The organism is uncultured Clostridium sp., assembly GCF_963515715.1.
Lineage (GTDB): Bacteria > Bacillota > Clostridia > Clostridiales > Clostridiaceae > Clostridium_AW.
Map to the genome: position 1 here is coordinate 171,393 of NZ_CAUPZS010000001.1, position 21,174 is coordinate 192,566.

General features: G+C 29.8%; 19 protein-coding genes and 1 pseudogene. 16 read left to right on the top strand and 4 right to left on the bottom strand.

The window, feature by feature from the left end:
* The first annotated feature begins 47 nt into the window (after window positions 1-47).
* Genes RYO54_RS01030 through scpB form a run of 3 tightly spaced genes read left to right on the top strand, consistent with a single transcriptional unit; the run spans window position 48 to window position 2,542 of the window.
* A complete protein-coding gene (locus tag RYO54_RS01030; RefSeq protein ID WP_315114661.1) occupies window positions 48-1,256 on the top strand; it encodes a CCA tRNA nucleotidyltransferase in 1,209 nt (402 codons plus the stop codon).
* Entirely contained in the window at window positions 1,225-1,974 is a 750-nt protein-coding gene (locus RYO54_RS01035) for a segregation/condensation protein A (RefSeq protein ID WP_315114663.1), read from the top strand. Before RYO54_RS01030 ends, RYO54_RS01035 begins: the two co-directional genes overlap by 32 nt.
* On the top strand, window positions 1,967-2,542 hold the full coding sequence (gene scpB, locus RYO54_RS01040) for an SMC-Scp complex subunit ScpB (RefSeq protein WP_315114665.1): 576 nt from the start codon (window positions 1,967-1,969) through the stop codon (window positions 2,540-2,542). The genes RYO54_RS01035 and scpB overlap by 8 nt, the downstream gene beginning before the upstream one ends.
* Before the next feature lie 20 nt (window positions 2,543-2,562).
* On the opposite strand, the gene ytfJ is transcribed toward scpB, so the two are convergent.
* Both ytfJ and RYO54_RS01050 read right to left on the bottom strand, forming a co-directional pair.
* Window positions 2,563-2,976, bottom strand: a complete 414-nt coding sequence (ytfJ, locus tag RYO54_RS01045) for a GerW family sporulation protein (RefSeq protein ID WP_315114667.1) — start codon at window positions 2,974-2,976, stop codon at window positions 2,563-2,565.
* Window positions 2,969-3,514 carry a DUF2953 domain-containing protein gene (locus RYO54_RS01050; protein ID WP_315114669.1) on the bottom strand — a complete coding sequence of 182 codons (546 nt, stop codon included), beginning with the start codon at window positions 3,512-3,514 and terminating at the stop codon, window positions 2,969-2,971. The genes ytfJ and RYO54_RS01050 overlap by 8 nt, the downstream gene beginning before the upstream one ends.
* 131 nt (window positions 3,515-3,645) lie before the next feature.
* On the opposite strand from RYO54_RS01050, the gene RYO54_RS01055 reads away from it, so the two are divergent.
* The 9 genes and pseudogenes from RYO54_RS01055 to RYO54_RS01095 all read left to right on the top strand — a co-directional run bounded on the left by RYO54_RS01055 (window position 3,646) and on the right by RYO54_RS01095 (window position 13,814).
* The gene (locus RYO54_RS01055; RefSeq protein WP_315114671.1) at window positions 3,646-4,773 is read left to right on the top strand and encodes a D-alanyl-D-alanine carboxypeptidase family protein; all 1,128 of its coding nucleotides are present in this window, start codon (window positions 3,646-3,648) and stop codon (window positions 4,771-4,773) included.
* A gap of 269 nt (window positions 4,774-5,042) precedes the next feature.
* Window positions 5,043-6,179, top strand: a complete 1,137-nt coding sequence (locus RYO54_RS01060) for an iron-containing alcohol dehydrogenase (protein ID WP_315114673.1) — start codon at window positions 5,043-5,045, stop codon at window positions 6,177-6,179.
* A 15-nt stretch (window positions 6,180-6,194) separates the two neighbouring features.
* Window positions 6,195-7,793, top strand: a complete 1,599-nt coding sequence (locus RYO54_RS01065) for a sensor histidine kinase (RefSeq protein WP_315114675.1) — start codon at window positions 6,195-6,197, stop codon at window positions 7,791-7,793.
* Window positions 7,765-8,463 (top strand): response regulator, encoded by a 699-nt coding sequence (locus tag RYO54_RS01070; RefSeq protein ID WP_315114677.1) that lies wholly within the window; start codon window positions 7,765-7,767, stop codon window positions 8,461-8,463. Before RYO54_RS01065 ends, RYO54_RS01070 begins: the two co-directional genes overlap by 29 nt.
* A 105-nt stretch (window positions 8,464-8,568) precedes the next feature.
* The gene (locus tag RYO54_RS01075) at window positions 8,569-10,005 is read left to right on the top strand and encodes a flavocytochrome c (RefSeq protein ID WP_315114679.1); all 1,437 of its coding nucleotides are present in this window, start codon (window positions 8,569-8,571) and stop codon (window positions 10,003-10,005) included.
* A gap of 29 nt (window positions 10,006-10,034) precedes the next feature.
* Window positions 10,035-10,382 (top strand): FMN-binding protein, encoded by a 348-nt coding sequence (locus RYO54_RS01080; RefSeq protein WP_315114680.1) that lies wholly within the window; start codon window positions 10,035-10,037, stop codon window positions 10,380-10,382.
* A 105-nt stretch (window positions 10,383-10,487) separates the two neighbouring features.
* Window positions 10,488-11,639, top strand: a complete 1,152-nt coding sequence (gene rpsA / locus RYO54_RS01085; RefSeq protein ID WP_315114681.1) for a 30S ribosomal protein S1 — start codon at window positions 10,488-10,490, stop codon at window positions 11,637-11,639.
* A 151-nt stretch (window positions 11,640-11,790) separates the two neighbouring features.
* Window positions 11,791-13,061: pseudogene (locus RYO54_RS01090) on the top strand (putative DNA modification/repair radical SAM protein).
* Window positions 13,062-13,070: 9 nt separating this feature from the next.
* Window positions 13,071-13,814, top strand: a complete 744-nt coding sequence (locus tag RYO54_RS01095) for a TIGR03915 family putative DNA repair protein (RefSeq protein WP_315114682.1) — start codon at window positions 13,071-13,073, stop codon at window positions 13,812-13,814.
* A 4-nt stretch (window positions 13,815-13,818) separates the two neighbouring features.
* On the opposite strand, the gene RYO54_RS01100 is transcribed toward RYO54_RS01095, so the two are convergent.
* On the bottom strand, window positions 13,819-15,213 hold the full coding sequence (locus RYO54_RS01100) for a hypothetical protein (protein ID WP_315114683.1): 1,395 nt from the start codon (window positions 15,211-15,213) through the stop codon (window positions 13,819-13,821).
* Between the two features lie 130 nt (window positions 15,214-15,343).
* Here RYO54_RS01100 and RYO54_RS01105 point away from each other — a divergent pair, with 130 nt between their 5' ends.
* On the top strand, window positions 15,344-15,844 hold the full coding sequence (locus tag RYO54_RS01105) for an AbrB family transcriptional regulator (protein WP_315114684.1): 501 nt from the start codon (window positions 15,344-15,346) through the stop codon (window positions 15,842-15,844).
* 57 nt (window positions 15,845-15,901) lie between these two features.
* Here the strand turns inward: RYO54_RS01105 and RYO54_RS01110 are convergent, their stop codons facing one another.
* On the bottom strand, window positions 15,902-17,089 hold the full coding sequence (locus tag RYO54_RS01110) for a dicarboxylate/amino acid:cation symporter (protein ID WP_315114686.1): 1,188 nt from the start codon (window positions 17,087-17,089) through the stop codon (window positions 15,902-15,904).
* A 442-nt stretch (window positions 17,090-17,531) separates the two neighbouring features.
* On the opposite strand from RYO54_RS01110, the gene RYO54_RS01115 reads away from it, so the two are divergent.
* The 3 genes from RYO54_RS01115 (at window position 17,532) to RYO54_RS01125 (ending at window position 21,066) form a co-directional block, all read left to right on the top strand.
* Window positions 17,532-18,518: a sulfide/dihydroorotate dehydrogenase-like FAD/NAD-binding protein gene (locus tag RYO54_RS01115; RefSeq protein ID WP_315114688.1), complete on the top strand. Its 987-nt coding sequence runs from the start codon at window positions 17,532-17,534 to the stop codon at window positions 18,516-18,518.
* Window positions 18,515-19,792, top strand: a complete 1,278-nt coding sequence (locus RYO54_RS01120; RefSeq protein ID WP_315114690.1) for an FAD-dependent oxidoreductase — start codon at window positions 18,515-18,517, stop codon at window positions 19,790-19,792. Before RYO54_RS01115 ends, RYO54_RS01120 begins: the two co-directional genes overlap by 4 nt.
* 242 nt (window positions 19,793-20,034) lie before the next feature.
* Complete coding sequence (locus RYO54_RS01125) at window positions 20,035-21,066, top strand: winged helix-turn-helix domain-containing protein (RefSeq protein ID WP_315114692.1); 1,032 nt, start codon at window positions 20,035-20,037, stop codon at window positions 21,064-21,066.
* Window positions 21,067-21,174: the final 108 nt, after the last annotated feature.

The following is a 21,174-nucleotide window of genomic DNA, read 5'->3' on the forward strand; positions in this document are numbered from 1 at the left end:
GATAGTCTACTATGGACTATCATATATTTTTTGAAAGGGAGCTTAAATTGAAAGAAAAGTTAATTGATAAGTTAAATAAGAATAAATCTTATATTATTAATTTATTGATCCTAATATTTAAAAACAATAACATAAATGCTTACCTAGTGGGAGGAGCAGTTAGGGATTTGCTTTTAGATAAAGAAGTAAGGGATATAGATATAGCAATTGAAGGAGACCCTCAGATAGTGATTAAATTAACGAAGGAATATTTAAGTTCATATTCATATCATTCCCAATTCTATACAGCTACATTGCATTTTAAAAATGGGGAAAGTATTGATATTATAAGGTGTAGAAAAGAGATATATCCATTTTATGGTTCTCTCCCGATAGTTACACCAAGTAGCATACATGATGATCTTTACAGGAGAGATTTTACATTAAATGCTATAGCATATAATCTGTTAAATAATGAAATAATAGATAATCATTTCGGCATTAAAGATTTATTTAAAGGAGAATTAAAAAAAGTACATAAAGATAGCTATTTAGAAGATGCTACAAGAATATTGAGAGGAATTAGATATAGTCAAAGGTATGATTTTACTCTAGTGGACGAAAATGAAATAGTAGGATGCGTAAAAGATGGAATTTTAAAAACTATTAGCACAGATAGGATGATAAAAGAATTATGTTTAATATGTAATGAAGATAAATGGAAAGAATGTGTAATGCATCTAAATGCACTAGATATTTTTAATATAAACTATGACTTATTGGGTAAAGTAAATCCCATTGAAAATTCATACAATAATCATATAAAAATGCTAAATATTTTTTATGCCATGAATAAAAAAGAAGATAAAGAGATTTTTACAAAGAGCTCAATTGTGGATAAAGAGTTGAAAATAGCAATGAATAAATATTTGTATGAAGAGGATGTTGAATGCAGTCTGCATCTTCACAAAAATAACTATAATATATATAATTTATTAAAGAAAACATCTTACTATTACAGGATAATTTTAGCATGGAATAATAAATTACAATATAAAATAATAAATTTTGAAGAGCGTTTAAAAGATATTCAATTATCTTTTGATGGAAATTACATAAGAGGATTAAGTGACATAAAAGGAAAAGAAATTGGGGATATAATAGAGTGGATTAAAAAAGTTAAATTGTGTATTGGTATAAAAGAGGACAAAGATTACTTGAAAAAACATTTAGGAGAGATAAGAGATGGCGTTAAATATAAAGATAGAAAACTTTGAAGGTCCTTTTGACTTACTGTTGCATTTGATAAAGGAAAATAAACTTAACATATATAACATAAAGGTATCGGAAATTACAAATCAATATATACAATATATAAATTCAATGAAGGAGATGGATTTAGAAATAACATCAGAATTTATATTGATGGCTGCTACTTTAATAAATATAAAGTCAAAGGAATTACTACCTAAGGAATTAAATGATGAAACTGCTATGACATTAGAAGAAAAGGATCAGGAAAGAGATCTATTGGAAAAATTAATTCAATATAAAAAATTTAAGGCATCTGCTGCTTTTTTAAGAGATAAAATGACTTCAGAGGAAGTTATGTTTACTAAAAAGCCTGAAGTTATTGAAGAAGAAAAGCCCTTAGAAGAGGAAAATATTTTTAAAAATATAACAATGTTAGATTTATATAATTTATATAATGAACTCATAAGGATATATGCAAATAAAATAAATATAGATCTTATACCAAAAGAAATACCTATAGATAAATATAAGATAGAAGATAAGATGCTTATAATTAAGGATTTTATTATGAGAAATAAAAGAACTACATTTAATGAAATAGCAAAAGGATGTAGTTGTAAAATAGAAGTTGTTGTGTCTTTCTTAGCTTTATTAGAACTAATAAGACTTAAAACTGTACAAGTAGTACAAGAGGGAAATTTTCTAGAAATAATTGTAGAAAGGAGCAATGATGATGAATAATGTAAATTTAAATCAAATGGATGTGGAAGGGAACTGTTATAAAAGTAGATATATTTCTGTAATTGAGTCTTTGCTGTTTGCTAGTGGTGAACCTTTAAAAATACGAGAATTAAGTAATATATTAGATTGCAGTTTGAATTTTACAAGAGAATTAATAAATAATATGAAAGAAAATTACGAGGCTTTAGACAGGGGAATAAGACTCTTAGAATTGGATGATAGCATTCAATTATGCACGAAGAAAGAAAATTCCTCTTTTCTCCAAAAGTTATTAAAAACCAATATTAGACAATCTTTATCGCAGGCAGCATTAGAGACTTTGGCAATAATTGCCTATAGACAACCTATAACTAGAATAGATATTGATGAAATAAGAGGAGTAAAAAGTGATAGAGCTATACAAACTTTAGCAGAAAAAAAACTAATAAAAGAATGTGGAAGATTAGATGTGCCAGGTAGACCAATACTTTATAGTACCACTGAAGAATTTTTGAAAAACTTTGGACTTCAAAGCTTAGAGCAAATGCCTAATTTAGAGGATGTATTGAATATGTATGAAGAAGAATAAGGTTACTCAAAAGAGTAGCCTTATTCTTCTTTTATATTTGAGGAGGAATTTTGTTCACATTTATTTTTACCCATATATTCTTGAAACATTTCTACTAACTGTGGAACAGTATCAATTATTCTATCATAAGAACTGTTGGAGTCAAGCGGAAGTAGTCTTGCACTATTATTTTTTAACACTAAAAAGGCCACTGGTTTTAAAGTAACTCCTGCTCCTGAACCTCCACCGAATGGATACTTTTGGTTTTCTTTTGAAAGACATTGATTGAATTCACTGCCTCCAGAAGCAAATCCAAAGGAAACTCTTGATATTGGTATTATAAAAGAGCCGTCTTTAGTTTCTACCGGATCTCCAACTATAGTATTAACATCTATCATGTTTTTTAAGTTTTCCATGGTGCTTTTCATTAAGTTTTCTATTGGATGATTATCCATATACAATACCTCCTTCTACATCTTTTGTTTTCTTATTGTAATTTTTCCTAAACAATATGTATATATAGATAATTTTAACTAAACTTACATAAATTATTCCTTTTAGCTCTAAATTTAAAAAAAATTTATTAAATTCAGGAGTTAAATTAAAATCTATATCTTTAGTTTTAAACATTGATGTAATTGAGTGTTCTATAAAAGAATAAATAGAATGTATTAAACCAAAGAATATTGCAGTTATTGCGGCATCATCTAAACCATATATTAAATTAGTTTGTAATTTTAAAACGGGCTTTAATTTATTGTTTTTTAAAGTAAGCCAAATTATTTTAATGTCACTTGAGGTGATTTTTTTTTGTTCTGTTATCCCTTTTAGCTCTTTTCCTTTTTCACCTAATTCTTTTGAATCCATTTTAATATTTTTACCGAATATCTTTATTTTTAGAATATTTAAATCATAAAATAAATAAAATTTTATAGGAATTGGGATAATAGTAATAATGCATATAGATATAATAAACACCAATAGTTTAAACATGTTAACTCCTCCATTTAATCCCTTATAATTATAACCACAAGAGTAGAAACTATACAAAGATTATGGAAGCATTTACATGGGTAATAAAATAATTGTGTGAAAAAATAATAAACAGAGGAAGAGGTGGTAAAATGGACAATAGATTTAAAAAATTTATTGTTTCCTTCAGTTTAATGTTCTTTTTTTTACTTTCGGTAAATTGGAATAATGTATATGCTTATAGCGCTGTAGAACCCAAAAATAAAAATTTAAAGATAAATTCCTTGGCATATATAGCATTAGACTGTAATTCTAGAATTGTTTTAGCAGAAAAAAATTCAGAGATAATAGTACCTATGGCAAGTACCACAAAAATTATTACTGCATTAATAGCTTTAGATTATGGAGATTTAGATAAAGAAGTTGAGATATCTTCCAGAGCAGCAGGCATAAGAGGATCTACAGTAGGTTATAGAAAGGGTGAGAAAATTACAATTAAAGAGCTTACCTATGGATTGATGCTAAGGTCAGGAAACGATGCTGCTATAGCCATAGCAGAGGGAATAAGTGGAACGGTGGAGGATTTTGCTAAGCTAATGAATGAATATGCATCCAAAATAGGGTTGATAGATACTCACTTTCATTCACCACATGGTTTAGATGATCCAGAACATTATTCAACAGCTTATGATTTAGCCATATTAACTTCGGAGAGCAAGAAACATCCTCTTTTTGATAAGATAGTTAGTGCAAAGGATGTAGATGGTAAGGAGCATGGATTTACAAGAAGTTACCATAATATAAATAAGATACTTTGGCAAATCCCTGAAGCGAATGGCGTAAAGACAGGATATACAGGAGGAGCTGGAAAATGTCTTGTAACCTCTGTAAAATTTGATAGTAGTGATGTAGTAATCGTAGTATTAAATTCGCCAGATAGGTGGAACGATACAGCCAAAATAAATAAGTATGTTAAGGATAACTATGAGTATAAAAAGTTTTACTCCAAGGGAGATAAAGTTGGTGTAGCACCACAAGAAAGAGGTAAAGTAAACTTAGTATGTGACGATGATATTGTAATACCAATAAGAAAGGATAAGGATTACTCAACAGTTATTAAAGTGCCCCAATATATAAAACATAATATATATAAAGGTGATAAAGTAGGAAGTATTTATATATTTGAAGGAGATAAATTAATCTATAAAAAACCACTGGAGTCAGATAAATATTATAAAGTTGGTTTAATTGATAGAATTATGATGAGAAATAAAAAATGAATTTTAAGCAGAGGGCTTTGACTTCTGCTTTTTATTATTTTATTGTATATTTATATTGTAGAGTAAAATTGTATAGTTATCTGTGGTTTTACGGCGGTGCTTATGGTATTTATGGTACTTTTTAGTGATATAATAAATATAACAAGTGCTATTTTAATACAAAGGACTCTATTAAAATAATACTTAAGAGTAGTAAAGGTTTTATCCATTTATTATTTAGAATTAATAAAGAATTAAAAAGTATATAAAAATATGGAGGTATATAAATTATGAAAAATCTCATTTTAGGTGGAGAAGAAATTATAATAGGTGATGGATCAATTAAGTACTTGAGCAGATTTAAAAATTTAAAAGTATTCATAGTAACAGGAGGTAGCTCCATGTTTAATAATGGAGCAATTTGTAAAATTCAAAGCATATTAGAGGACAACAATTGTAGTTGTTATGTTCATAGCGGAGTTAAAAGTGATCCTAATTTAGAAGATGTATTAATTGGACTAGAAAGAATGAAAGAATTTCATCCAGAGATATTAATAGCGGTAGGTGGAGGATCAGCTATGGATGCAGCAAAGGTAATGGCCTTATTATTTGAATATCCAGATATTGATTTAATGCAGATATCATCTATAAAACTTCCTGAAAAGAGAAAGAAGTTAAAAATGATATTTATTCCTTCCACATCTGGTACGGCAAGTGAAGTTACAAAGGCGGCTGTACTTACATTTAAAGAAAAAAACAGAAAAATTGGATTGAAGACCAATGCCTTTATTCCAGATGTGGCAATATTAGATGGAAACTTAACATTATCTATGCCAAAACATATAGTCGCTGAAACGGGAATGGATGCTTTGACTCATGCAGTAGAATGCTATATTAATAAGGGCTTAGATCCATTTACTGAAGTCATATCAAAAGGTGCAGTGGAAGGAATATTTAAAAATCTCCTTGAATCATATGAGGTTGGAAGCAAAGAGAGTCGTGAAAATATGCATTATTATCAATGTATGGCGGGGCTTGCCTTTGCTAATGTAGGATTAGGCATGGCACATGGTATATCTCATGCCATAGGAGCAGAATTTAACTTAAGTCATGGGTTAATAAATGCTATAGCATTACCTTATGTATTAAAATTCAATAGCAGAGATAAAATAGTCAATGATAAGTTAAATAAACTTGCTCAAATTATTATGAAAAAAGATTTTATAGAGGAAGTTGTGAGGTTAAATGAAAAATTGAGCATACCAAAATCATTTAAAGAAGCAGGAATTACAGAAGAAGATTTTAATAGTAAACTACAAATATTAGTAGATAATTCAATGGAAGGTTCTACAAAGGTAAATCCTGTGAAACCAACTAAAGAGGAGATGTACCAAATACTTAGTAATGTCTTTAATGGTGAACTGTAAAACTTAGGAGGATACATGAAACTTCAAAGAAAAATAATTTTATATATAACAGTAATATTATTTATGGTAATGACACTAACAGGATATCTCTCTTTTAAAGAAATGAAGAATTTAATTAAAGAAGAAAGATCGAAAGAGGTAATTAAACTTGCTCAAACTGTGGCAACAATAGATGTGGTTAAGGATAATTTAGGTAAGAAAAATGGGCATGCTCCAATACAATACTATGTGGAAAGATTGAGATTGAAAACTAATGTGCAATTTATAGTAGTTTTTGATATGAATGGTATGAGATATTCACACCCTTATGAAGAGAATATAGGTAAAACTTTCGTAGGTGGAGATGAAGTCTTAGTATTGTCAGCTGGTGAAAGCTATGTTTCAGAAGCTGTGGGAACACTAGGACCTTCATTAAGAGGATTTGCGCCTGTATATAAAGATGGTGTTCAAGTTGGAGCGGTATCAGTGGGTATACTAATAGGAAATATAAATGAAGAAATCTATCAAAAACTATCAAAATTCATACCTTTTTTGATACTTGGATTAGCCATTGGAATCCTTGGTGCGTCATTATTAGCTTACAGTATTAAGCAAAGTATATTTGGCTTAGAACCAGAGCAAATAGCTATTTTATTAGGCCAAAAACAGGCCATGTTAGAAAGTATAAAGGAAGGAATAATCGCTGTTGATACAAAGGGGAATATAACTAGTTATAATAATGCAGCATCGGAATTATTGTCATTAAACAAGGAGGACTTAGGTAAAAATATATTAAACTATATAAATGACCATTTCATATTAGAGGTATTAGATAAGAAGATATCTTTAAAGAATGTTGAAAATAGAATAAATAGTCATATAAATATTATATGTAATTATAATACGCTTATGGATTATAATAAAGAATTTTTAGGAGTAGTTATTAATTTTAGAGATTTAACAGAAGTGAAAGAACTAGCAGAGGAGTTAACTGGTATAAAAAAAATACTATGGTCCCTAAGAGCTCAAAATCATGAGTTTATGAACAAGTTGCATACAATTTCAGGATTAATACAGTTAGAAGAATACGATACAGCAGTTGAATATATTTCAGAGATTAGCAATAAAAGAAGTGAAATTAGTGAAATATTAAATGAAGATATTAACAACTCACACTTACAGGGGTTATTATTGTCAAAATATAATAAAGCAGAAGAGGAAAAAGTTCAGTTCATAATATCTGATAAATCAAAGTTGGATTTTTTGCCTGAAGAATTAAGTTCTGATGATCTGTCATCAATTGTAGGAAACCTAATAGATAATGCCATAGAATCAGTAAAAATAGATGGTAGTGGCATGGTTAAGCTTAATATATATAATGATGATAAATTTTTGAACATTATAGTGGAAGACAATGGACCAGGTATAGAGGAGAACATTAAAGAAAAAATATTTGATAGAGGCACTTCTACAAAAGAAGGTCAGAGAGGATATGGAATGTATATAGTTAAGAATATTGTTGACAGAACAAATGGGACAATAAGCTACTATAATTGTGATGGAGCTGGATTTATAGTAAAAATACCAATGAAGGGGAGTAGAGATAATGATAAAAGTAATGATAGTAGAAGATGATCCTATGGTTAGGGACATAAATGCTAAATTTCTAAAAAAAATTCAAGGATTTACTTTAAGTAAAGCAGTTGGAAGTTTAAGAGAAGCATATGATTATATTAATAAAGATAAACCAGATTTAATATTATTAGATATTTATATTCCTAGGGAAAATGGGTTGGATTTTCTCAAATATTTAAGAAGAACTGAAATATATTGTGATGTAATACTTATAACTGCAGATAAAAGTAAAAAATCCGTTAGAGAAGCTTTTATGTATGGAGCAGTAGATTATCTAATCAAACCTTTTACTTTCCAAAGATTTGAAGAAGCAATGAAAGGTTATAGAGAAAGATATGAGAAATTAAAAAGTACTGAATTAATAGAACAAAGTACTATTGATGAATTTATTAACAATGTTGCTCAAGAAGAAGAGGAAAAAGAATATAGTGATTCTATAGAAGATTTAGATAAAGGATTAAATAGATTTACCTATTCTAAAATATGGAATCATATAAATACAATAGGAGATAAATATTTTACGGCGGATGAAATCGCAGGAGATCTTGGCATGGCAAGAATTACCCTTAGAAGATATTTGGAATGCATGTCAAAAGAAAACAAGTTAAGTATTAAATTAGAATATGGAAAGGTAGGAAGACCTAAACACATGTACAAGATAAATTTGTAAATTTCAGAACAAAATGAACAAAAACATTAATATGTATAAAATATTGATATGTTATTAATTTAACAATATAATAATCATATCAAGGAACTAGAGAGGAGCATATTAATGAAGTTTAAGAAATTAATGTCATTAGTAACAGCAGCATTGATAACTACTACAGTATTAGCAGGATGTGGAAGTAGCAACCCTACAACATCCAATTCTGAAAAAACAGACATAGTAATTATAGGTGCAGGTGGAGCAGGACTGGCTGCAGCTGTTGAAGCTAAAAATGAAGGGGCAAATGTAATAGTTTTAGAAAAGATGCCAATAGTTGGAGGAAATACTCTTAGAGCTACTGGTGGTATAAATGCATCAGGAACTAAATTCCAAAAGGAAAAGAACATAAATGATACAACTGAGAAATTTTATAATGATACTATGAAGGGTGGATACGATAAAGGCGAGCCCGAATTGGTTAAATTGCTTACTGATAAATCAGCTGAAGCGGTAGAATGGTTAGCAGGTTTAGGAGCAGATTTAACTGATGTAGGAAGATTAGGAGGAGCTAGTGAAGATAGAGCTCATAGGCCTACAGGTGGTGGAGAAGTTGGCTCTGAAATAGTTAAAACTTTAAAGAGTACAGCTGAGGAAAAGAAAATAGATATAAGAACAATGAATAAAGCCACAGAGATTTTAAAAGATGATGAAGGTAATATAAAAGGAGTTAAAGCTTTAGACAAAGAAGGTAAGGAATATACAATAGATGCTAAAGCAGTTATAATAGCAACTGGTGGATTTGGCGGTAGTGAAGAAATGTTTGTTAAATACGATGAAAAATTAAAAGGATTTGGAAGTACAAACCATGCAGGAGCTACTGGGGATGGAATTTTAATGGCTGAAAAATTAGGCGCTCAACTTACTCAAATGGAAGAGATTCAAACTCATCCAACGGTAGTGCCTAAAAATGGATTTATGATAACAGAAGCTGTTAGAGGTAATGGTGCAATATTAGTAAATCGTGATGGAAAAAGATTTGTAAATGAAATTGGAACAAGAGACGTAGTATCTAAGGCGATTTTAGAGCAAAAAGAAAAAACAGCTTACTTATTATTCGATGATAATGTAAGAAAAAGTTTAAAAGCTATAGAAAAATATATTGAAATGGAATTAGTAGTTGTTGGAGATTCACCAGAGGATTTAGCTGAAAAATTGAATATTGACCCAGCAGCATTGAAGAAAACTGTTTCAGATTATAATGGATATGTAAATAGCAAGAAAGATACTGATTTTAGTAGACCAGACATGCCAATAGATTTTGGAGATGGAAAATATTATGCAATAGAAATTGAACCAGCAGTACATCATACTATGGGCGGATTGAAGATAAATACAAACACAGAAGTATTAGATGAATCAGGTAAAGCTATAAAAGGTTTATATGCAGCAGGAGAAGCAGTAGGAGGAATACACGGCGGAAACAGACTAGGAGGAAATGCTTTAGCAGATCTAATAGTTTTTGGAAGAATTGCTGGAAAAAATGCTACAATAATGGTAAAATAGTTTAAGTATATATATTAGGAGGTAACAACATGAAAAAAAGATTTTTAGCTGGAGTTATGATAGCAGCTTTAGGATTAACATTAGTAGCTTGTGGTGGCGGAAGCAAAACGGCTTTTAAAGATGGAGATTACAAGGCAACTGCAAAAGGTCATAATGGAGATTTAACTGTAGATGTAAAAGTTGCTGATGGCAAAATTGAGGATATTAAAGTTACTGATCACAAAGAAACTGAAGGAATATTTGATGGAGTTGAGGAAAATTTAATACCTGAAATAATTAAGAAACAGTCAACAGAAGTTGATGCTATATCAGGAGCAACTGTATCAAGTAAGGCAGTTATAGACGCTGTTAACAAAGCTTTAGAAGAAGCAAAATAGACAAGCATAGGGAACCAAAATAATTTGGTTCCTTTTTATTTTATAAAAATTTGGTATAATATATTTAGTAATAATTGATAAAATCTTAAGATAGGAGAGATATACATGGAAGAGCAGAAGAATATTTCAATGGAAGAATTCATGGATAGTATAGATAAATCTATGAAAAAAATTAAAAAAGGAGATATTGTTAAAGGCACAATAATATCATTAAATGATGACGAAGCATTGGTAAACATAGGATATATGTCAGATGGAATAATATCTAAAGATGAATTAAGTTTTCAAGGAGAGATAAGTCCAAAGGAAGCTTTAAAAGTAGGAGAAGAAATTCTTGTATACATATTAGAAATAAACGATGGAGAAGGAAATGTATTGCTCTCAAAGAAAAAAGCAGATGTAGTAAGCAATTGGAATGAGTTAGAAGAGCATTATAAAAATAGAGATATAATCACTGTTAAGGTTAAAGAAAGTGTAAAAGGTGGAGCAGTGGCTTATATAAAAGGAATTAGGGCTTTTATCCCATTATCACAACTTTCTATTGAATTTGTAAAAGATACATCTGCATTTATAGGAGAAGAATTAAAGGTTAGAATAATTGAATTTGATAGGGAAAAAGAGAGAGTTGTACTATCTGCCAAAGAAATTCAAATGGAAGAAAAGGAAGAAATTAAAGAAAAGCTTTGGAGTACATTAAAAGTTGGAGAAAGAAGAAAAGGAAAAGTAACAAAATTAATGAGATATGGGGCTTTTGTTGATTTAGGTGGAGTTGAAGGATTAATACATTTAAATGATTTATCATGGAAAAGGGTAAATAAACCAGAAGAAGTTGTGTCAGCAGATGATGAGGTAGAGGTATTTATAATTAGTGTTGATAAGAGCAAAAATAGGATTTCTTTAGCGCTAAAAGATGTAAAAGATGACCCATGGGAAAATATAAATTTTAAGATAGGGGATATTTTAGAAGGAAAGGTAGTTAGGGTGTTAGATTTTGGAGTTATTGTGGAACTGACTACTGGAATAGAAGGACTAGTTCATGTAAGTGAGATATCCGATGAAAGAGTACTTAAGCCTGAGGAAGTATTAAACATTGGCGACAAAGTTAAGGTGAAGATATTAGATATAGATAGAAAAGCACAAAGGATGTCTCTTAGCATTAAGAGTGCAAGCAATCCATATGAGGAAGAATTAAAACAGTATAATGATACTGAAGAAGGCTTTACTATTGGAGAGATGTTTAAGGATTTATTTAAATAAAATAATAAATCATAGGAAATGCAACTTAAAAGCTTTAAAAGTAAGTTTAGACTTACTTTTAAAGCTTTTATTTATTTTAAAGTATAAACTACTTTACAACAGAACATATGTTCTGTATAATTATAGTATAATTTTATTGTAGGGTGATGATATGGATATTAAGGAAAAGATTAGAATACTTTCAGATGCAGCAAAATATGATGTGTCCTGTTCTTCTAGTGGAGGCAATAGAAAAAATAAAAAGGACGGTCTAGGAAATGCTAACCCATCAGGAATATGTCATAGTTTTACTCAGGATGGGAGATGTATATCCTTATTGAAAATTCTTTTAACAAACTATTGTTGTTATGATTGCGCTTATTGCGTAAATAGAATTTCAAATGATATTGAGAGAACTGCTTTTACACCAGAAGAAATTGTAAATATTACACTGAACTTTTATAGGAGAAATTTTATAGAAGGATTATTTTTAAGTTCAGCCATATATAGGAATCCTAATTATACTATGGAACTATTATTAAAGGTTGCCTATTTATTGAGAAAAGTTTATAGATTCAATGGATATATACATATGAAGGCAATACCAGGAGCAGATGAAATATTAATAAAAAAACTAGGGGAATTAGTTGATAGGGTAAGTGTTAATATTGAATTGCCAAGTAATAATAGTTTAAAATTATTAGCACCTCAAAAGGAGATTAGTAGTATAATCAAGCCCATGTCCTTCATTAACAAACATATTCACAATAACAAGGAAGAAAAAATTAAGTATAAAAATTCTCCTAATTTTGTTCCAGCAGGACAGAGTACTCAACTTATTGTAGGAGCAACCAAAGAAAGTGACAAGGATATATTAAACCTTTCGGAAAATCTATATAATAAATATGATTTAAAGAGGGTTTATTATTCTGCATTCGTTCCAGTAACAAAAGACAATAGATTAATAACAATTAAGAACCCTCCATTATTGAGGGAACATAGGCTTTATCAGGCCGATTGGCTATTAAGGTTTTATGGATTTTCAGCAGGAGAAATTTTAGATGACAAAGCCCCAAACTTAAGTTTAGACTTTGATCCTAAAACTCAATGGGTTTAAATCACTTAGAGTTTTTTCCTGTAGAAATAAATAAAGCTTCCCCTAGAGATTTATTGAGGATACCAGGAGTTGGTGTTACATCAGTTAATAAAATTACTAAAATTAGAAAGGTTCACTCTATAGATTTTGATGATTTAAAGAAAATAGGTGTGGTGCTAAAAAGAGCTAAATATTTCATAACTTGCAAAGGTAAGTATTTTGGTGAGATTAAGTTTGATGAAGAAAGTATAAAAAATTATATATTGAATGGAACACCAAAGGATACTTATCATCAAATATCATTATTTGAGTTAGAAAAACATAGGATACTATTAGGGGATGTATGAGGTGATGAAATGGTAGTATATACTTATGATGGTAGTTTCCAAGGGCTTTTAACAGTTATTTATGAAGCTTATTATAATAGATATAAACCAGAAAAAATAATAAAAGAAAGAGATTATACATATAATTTTCTTTATCATATTATTAGAATTGAGAATAGTAAAGAAAAATACGAAAAGGTTTATGGAGCTATGAAAAGTAAATTAGCTAGTTCCTTTATAAATAATATATTTCTAATTTATATGTCAGAAGTGGAGGGGGCGGAAAATTTAATATTAGATTATACTAAATTAGCATTTAAAGTAGGCAAAGATATAGACATCCATTTACATAATCCAATAGTTAGTGATGTACATAATATAGTTAGAAAAGTTGAAATTGAAAAACATAGAATGTTGGGCTTTGTTAGATTTCAAAATTTAGGGAAGGAATTGTACTATAGTGCAATTGAGCCCGATTATAATATATTAGAACTGATAATGCCACATTTTAAAGAAAGATTTAAGTGTCAAGATTTTATTATACATGATGTAAAAAGAAATATTGGAGGAATATATTCTAAATTAAAAGGAGAATGGATTTTTTGCAATATAAATTTAGAAGACATTCCTCAAATAGGCAAAGATGATTTATATAATGAACTGTGGCAAGAATATTTTTTAAGCGTTTCTATTGAAGAAAGAACTAATTTAAAACTTCAAAAAAGAATGATGCCTAAAAGATATTGGAAGCATATAACGGAAGTCAACATTTAGGTAATTAAATTAAGAACATGGCCAGTATTGTGGTTATTACCAATCCAATAGCTACAGGTTTAAAATTACGTCGTGCTAATTCAAATGGATCAACATTGCATATAGCTGCTACAGGAATAAGAGCCCATGGGATTATGGTTCCACCTCCAACCCAAATACCAGCTACTTGGCCTAAAGCTGTTAAGGTTGCAGTACCTTTGCCTAAGGCAATACCAAATATTTTAGCCACTGATCCCGCTAAGGAAATTCCTGAGAATCCTGATCCATCAAGGCCAGTTATTATTCCAACGGTAGTTAGAGTAGTGGCACCTATTGGAGCATTTAATGGAACAGAGTTTGCAAGATATATTCCTAAGTCATTAACTAATCCTGTGGAACCATTAGGTAAAACATCGCCAAACACTTTAATAAATCCAGAGTCACCAAGATAAAAAAATGCAGCTATGGGTATAACGGGGCCGAAAACTTTAAATCCAAAGGTAAAGCCTTCTACAATATAGTTAATAACAAGAGAGGATGCATCTTTTTTTCTAACAAAAATGGTTATTAATATTAAAATAAATAGAGCGGTGCCTCCTATTAAAGCAGTAGCATCTCCACCTTGAAGATTTAATTTATACATGAGAAAAATATCAAAGGCAAACATTAGCATTATTGTCACAGCAAAGATTTTTTTTAGTTTTGGACTGATTAAGTTATAGAATTCAAGATCAGAATCATTAAGGGCGTAATCATTTTTATCTAAAGATAAACTTCCATTTTTCATATCTCTTTTTATCATAAAAAATGCAATCGAGGTGGTAACAATACCCATTACTACAACTAAAGGTATGGAAGCTGATAAAACCTCACCAACTGCAATACCAGCACCATCAGCCGTAAGATTTGGAGCCCCTTGAATTACAAAGTCTCCTGATAGAGCTATACCATGACCAAATAAATTCATAGCAACTGCAGCTCCAAGAGCAGGAAGTCCAGCTTTAATAGCTGCAGGAACCAACATAGCTCCTATTAAAGCTACAGCTGGTGAAGGCCAGAAAAATAAGGATATAATCATCATAAATATGCCTATTATCCAGTATGCTAATGTTGGGGTTCGCATCAGTTTAGTAAAAGGATGTACAATGGTTTCATTTATGCCAGTCTTATTTAGAATAACGCCCATCGCGGTAATTAAAGATATAATTAAAATAGTACCTAATAGTTCCGTTATTGCCAAAGCAAAGCTATTAAATACTCCGGTTATTGCAGCAGGTAAAGAGCTTGTAGCGAAGATACCTAATGTAAAAATACCTATAACACATAAAATAGTGATATCTTTTTTAAATACCATAAATAGAAATATAGCAATAATGAACAACAAATAAATATAGTGTAAGGAGTTTAAATTTATAGCCATAATTGAGCCTCCTATAATATAATATCTGATATTAAAAAATATGAAATTAACTTACAATGTGTTACAAATAATTTGTTATATGGAAAGGAAGTGGTAAAATAAATATAGAGTTCAAAATGGGGGGATAAATTTGGATAAGATAATATACACATTATTAATTGCATTGCTTGGGGGTTATATTGGGATTAAGGCTAAGATACCAGCAGGAGCTTTAGTTGGAGCTATGGTCTCCGTAGCTATTTATAATATATATACTGGAAAAGGAGATATACCATATAACTTTAAGTTGTTAAGCCAAATAGTGGTAGGCGGCATGATTGGGTTAAATTTCACCATGGATAGTGTGAAGCAATTAAAAAGTTTAATATTACCAGCAGTAATATTGGTATTAGGATTAACCGTATTTAGCCTTATATTAGGTTTTATAATACATAAGGTTACAGGTGTTGATTTAATAACCTCATTGTTTAGTAGTGCACCAGGAGGTATTACGGATATGACTTTAATTTCAGAAGCATATGGAGCAGATATATCTAAAGTTGCGTTATTACATTTAATGAGATTGGTTACTGTAATTACTGTAATGCCTATTGCTATAAAAATATTTTCTAGAATTGTAGTGAAAAAATAAAAGTGACTTAGAAATCTAAGTCACTTTTATTTTTTATATTATTATCAAATATATTTACTACATAGACGCAGTTTGCTTACTACTAGCATTACCATCAATTGTATCTACTATCATAGCTACAGCTTGGTCGCCTGTAACATTACATGCTGTTCCAAAGCTATCTTGAGCTATATATAAAGCTATCATTAAAGCCAACATGCCTTCATTAAATCCTAATATACTTTGTAAAACCCCTAAGGAAGCCATAACTGCTCCACCAGGTACCCCAGGAGCGGCAACTATTGATACTCCTAGCATAGCTACAAAACCAAAGAAACTATTAAATTCAACTGGCATATTGTTTAACATCATAACTGACATAGCGCATATTGATAATGTAATTGTACTTCCTGACATATGTGTAGTAGCACAAAGAGGAATAGCAAATTCTCTTATACCTTTAGAAATACCCATATTTTCAGCACATTTAACGTTTACAGGTATTGTGGCAGCTGATGATTGAGTTCCTAAAGCAGTAAGATATCCAGGTACTTGTAATTTTAAACAAGTAAATAAATTCTTTTTACTTATGCCTGTACCTATTGCAAATTGGAATACTATAATTGCTATATGTGCACAAATTACAATTATAAACACTTTGCCGAACACTGCAAATACAGCTGAAACTTGTCCGGTTTTAGTCATGTTAGCAAATATACCTAAAATATGCAATGGTAATAAAGGTATTATAATGTTTTCAATCACTTTTGTAATTATAGCTTGAAAATCAAAAGCTATTTTTTTAAGTGGCTCACTTTTAATTGCTGAAATACCTAGCCCTAAAACAAAAGCTAGAATTAAAGCTGTAGTTACGCTCATTATTGGAGGCATTTCCATTTTGAAGAATGGTGCCAAATCCTTACCAGCCTCACCGATTGCAGCAGTAGTGCTAGCAGTAATTATTTTTGGTAATAGTGTTTTTCCTAATAAATAGGCAAATAAACCTGAAATGAGTGTAAATCCATAAGAAATTCCAACAGTTATTCCAAGTAATTTTCCAGCATCAGTGCCTAGCTCAGCAATACCAGAGGTAACAAAGCCAAGAATTAACAATGGAATTATAAATCCAAGGAAGCTACCAAAAATTGAACTAAGAGTAACAAAAATACGGATAATTGCTTCTGGGAAGAATTTACCGAAAATTACACCTAAGGCAATACCGATTATAATTTTTGGAATCAAACCCAATTTAAATTGTTTGCTCATACATTTTCCCCCTATCAATATTAAATTTTTTGAATTTTAGAAAATCTTTGCTAACAAAATGAGTATATCATATTTAAAAAATGTCCGCAACATGCGAATTCAGTGGCTAAAACAGCATTCATCAAATAAATTAACATCTGATAAAAACTTCAACTTAAATATTAAAAGAAAATAAAATATACAAGAAAATAGAATTTAAAACTCCTTTAAATATATATTATTCGACTTTTATGGAGAAGAAGTTGTAGGTATAAGTGAAAAATTGTCAATAATATTTTTATTAAAAATATAAAAGAAAGCTGAAATATGTGAACTGTATCCAGAAATAGAGAGGGAATTGTCCGCTCAAAGAAAAAACTTAAATTACTATTTTTTAGTAACAAAATAGTAAATATAAAATAAATTAGTATTATAAGTTTAGCAATTGCCAGGAGGATTATTAATGAACTATGAGGTAAGAGACTGTATAGATGCAGGAAGTGAATACTGTCCTTGCCATTTAGCAGAAAGTGGAGAATGCCTTTTATGTTCGCAATTAAGAGGGAAAGATTTTTGTGATTGTATTAATTGGAAAGGAGTATGTATTTATCAAGAGTTTGTTTGGAATGGAGAAAAGGCTAAGGATGGAAGAGATGAAATTCAGTGTATTTTGCTAAATAAAAAATATATTTATGAAGATTTAGCTCTTTATACAATATCCGTTCCACATAAATTAGCTAAAGAATTAAATAGTCCCGGAGCTTTCGTATTTTTAAGAAAGCCAGATAGTGAATATTTCTTTTCCACTCCAATTTCTGTCATGGAAGTAAATATAGAAGAGAATAGAGTAGTTTTAGCTATTGAAGTTAAAGGGGTAAAAACTAAAAATCTGGATCTTTTAAAAGAAGGGGAGAAAATTTTATTAAAGGGCCCCTACTGGAATGGAGTATTAGGATTAAAAAATTTAGATAAAAGTAAAGATGGGACCGCTATTGTAATAAGTAGGGGTATAGGTCAAGCACCTATAGTACCAGTACTAAAAAAACTATATGCAAATAATAATAAAATATATGTATTAATTGATAGAGAACCTTATGAAAACATATTTATTGAAAAATATATTGAACAATATAACTGTGAAGTAATATACACTACAGTTATAAATGAAAAAGGAGAGATACCTTCTGAGTTTAAAAATATACTAATATCTATATTAAAGAATGAAAAGATTAATATAGTACATTCATCCGCAGCAGATATAGTTAATTATAATGTATTAAATTTAATAGGAGAGACTGTTGAATTTTCTTGCTGTAATAATGGTAAAATGTGCTGCGGAGAAGGAGTATGTGGAAGTTGTAGTGTAAAAAATAAGTATTTTAATATTGAGAGATCTTGTAAACTTCAAATAGATCCAAGAAATATTTTGGAGGGAAGAAAATTACTATGAAGGTTATTGTAATTGGTGGAGGATGGGCAGGATGTGCTGCAGCTATAGCAGCTCAAAAGGCTGGAGCAAAAGTTGTTTTATACGAAAAGACTGATATGTTAATTGGATTAGGTAACGTGGGAGGAATAATGAGAAACAATGGAAGATACACTGCGGCTGAAGAATTGATTAACTTAGGTGCAGGAGACTTAATCAATATAACAGATAGAAATACTAGACATAAAAATATAGAATTTCCAGGACATGGGCATGCCTGGCTGTACGATGTAAACAAAATAGAACCAGATGTAAGAAATCATTTAGCAAACTTGGGGATAGAGCTAAACTTTATGACCAGAGTTGTAGATGTAGAAAAGGATGGAAATAAGATAATAGGAATATATCTTTCAGATGGTACCTATGTAAAAGGCGATGTATTTATAGAAGCCACCGGATCCACAGGACCTATGGGTAATTGCTTAAGATATGGAAATGGATGCTCCATGTGTGTGCTTAGGTGTCCAGCATTTGGACCAAGGGTAAGTATTAGTGCTAGAGCAGGAGTGGAAGATCTTCAAGGTGAAAGAGAAGAAGATGTTTATGGAGCTTTTAGTGGTTCTTGTAAGCTTTGTAAAGAAAGCATAGGAGAAGAGCTATTAAAAGAAATTGAAGAGAAAGGATCCGTAGTATTAAAAGTACCGCCAGAAGATATAAATATTGATAAATTAAAACTTAAAGTATGCCAACAATATGCTTTAAGAGAGTTCGCAGAGAATATAGTACTCTTAGATACAGGCCATATAAAATTAATGACACCTTTTTATCCTTTAGATAAACTAAGAAAAATAAAAGGGCTAGAAAAAGCGAAGTACATTGATCCATATGCAGGAGGTAAAGCAAATTCCATAAGATATCTTTCAGTAGCACAAAGATCTGATGATATGAGAGTCAAAGGCTTAGATAATTTATTCTGTGCAGGTGAAAAATCAGGCTTGTTTGTAGGTCATACGGAAGCTATGTGCACTGGTTCTTTAGCAGGACACAATGCAGTAAGATACCATTTAGGAATGCCTTTATTAATCCTTCCAAAAGCTACTGCTATAGGAGATATAATATCTTATGCAAATAGTCAAATGGAAACAAAGGAAGGAAGAAGGAAAAGATACACCTTCGCAGGAGCTGAATATTTTAAGAGACTGAAAGAAATAGGACTGTATTCCATAGACAACGCAGACATAGCGAAAAGAATTGAAAAGTTAAATCTTACAGGAATAATGGCGGAGAAGCTAGTTTAAATTAAAGAACAAATAATAAAGTACAGATAGGGAAAATATAAGAAACCTCCTTTGTTAAACTCAAATTAGGTTCGCCAACCAAAATGAAAACAAAGGAGGTTATACAAACGAATACACAAAGTTTAGCACATAGTGAGTGGAATTGTAAGTATCTTGCAGTGAATTAGTATAAGAAGCATTGCATAGCATTTTTATGATATAATATGAATATTCTAGTAAACTAATTTATGGGAGTGAGTAATATGAGAATTAAAATACTTGATAAATTAGATCCCATTTATGAAATGTTTGGATTGATTTATATGAGTCATAACTATGAAGAAATTATTGATGCGGCAATACAAGAACTTAACAATGATGGAGTTAATGGAGAATTAATTATAAAGAAAAATTTTAAGATAATTGATAAATATATAAAAACTTTTGATAAATATAAGATTATTAATGAAAATGAAGTATTCTTTTTTGATGAAGATGATGCATCTATTTTTATGTTAATTGCCTTTGTTTTAATTAACAATGAAGATTTAATATATTCCTTAGATAATATAACAGATGAACAGTTTAAATCTATAATTTTAGATGTTTATAATGAGATATTTGAGGATGAAAAGACTATAGATTGTATTAGTACATTAAATAATATAATGGAGTTTTTGAAAGGACTAGATCTTAAAGAGAATACTAAATGGAAGTTAATGATTATTTTAAATGATCCTAAGAAGTATTATAAATCTCTAATTAAGATAATAGAAGATAATAGAAATGCATATAATGAAGCTTATAAAGTTATTGAGAAACCATTATCTAAATTGTTAAGTAATTATATTAAATATGTTAATTCAGATAAATGCGAGATATTAAATAATATTATAAAAAATAATGATAATGAGATTAGTGTAATTCCTACATTAGCATTTGGTGCTTCATTAGTTGAGTTTAAAAATACATATTTTATGGGAGTATTATATGAGCTTATATCCCAAGAGTGCATTAATTGCATGGGGATCAAGGGAGAACTTGTTTTAAAATTAAAAGCCTTAAGTGATAAAAGCAAATTAGAAATAATATCACTTTTAAAAGCTGGTCCTAAATATAGTTTGGAAATAGCTGAAGCTTTAAAGCTTACTCCAGCTACAGTTTCATATCATATGTCATCCTTAGTGGAATATAGCATGGTTGTTGTAGAAAAGAAACAAGGTAGGGTATACTACCATTTAAATAAAATTCAATTAAAAAATTTTATAGATGAACTTAATAGTATATTATTATAAAAAAATCTCTCAGTATAGCTGAGAGATTTTTTTATCAAAATAAATACATATCATAAATGCATCTAATTTATTTGACAAGTATCTAATTTTATAATATGATAAAAATAT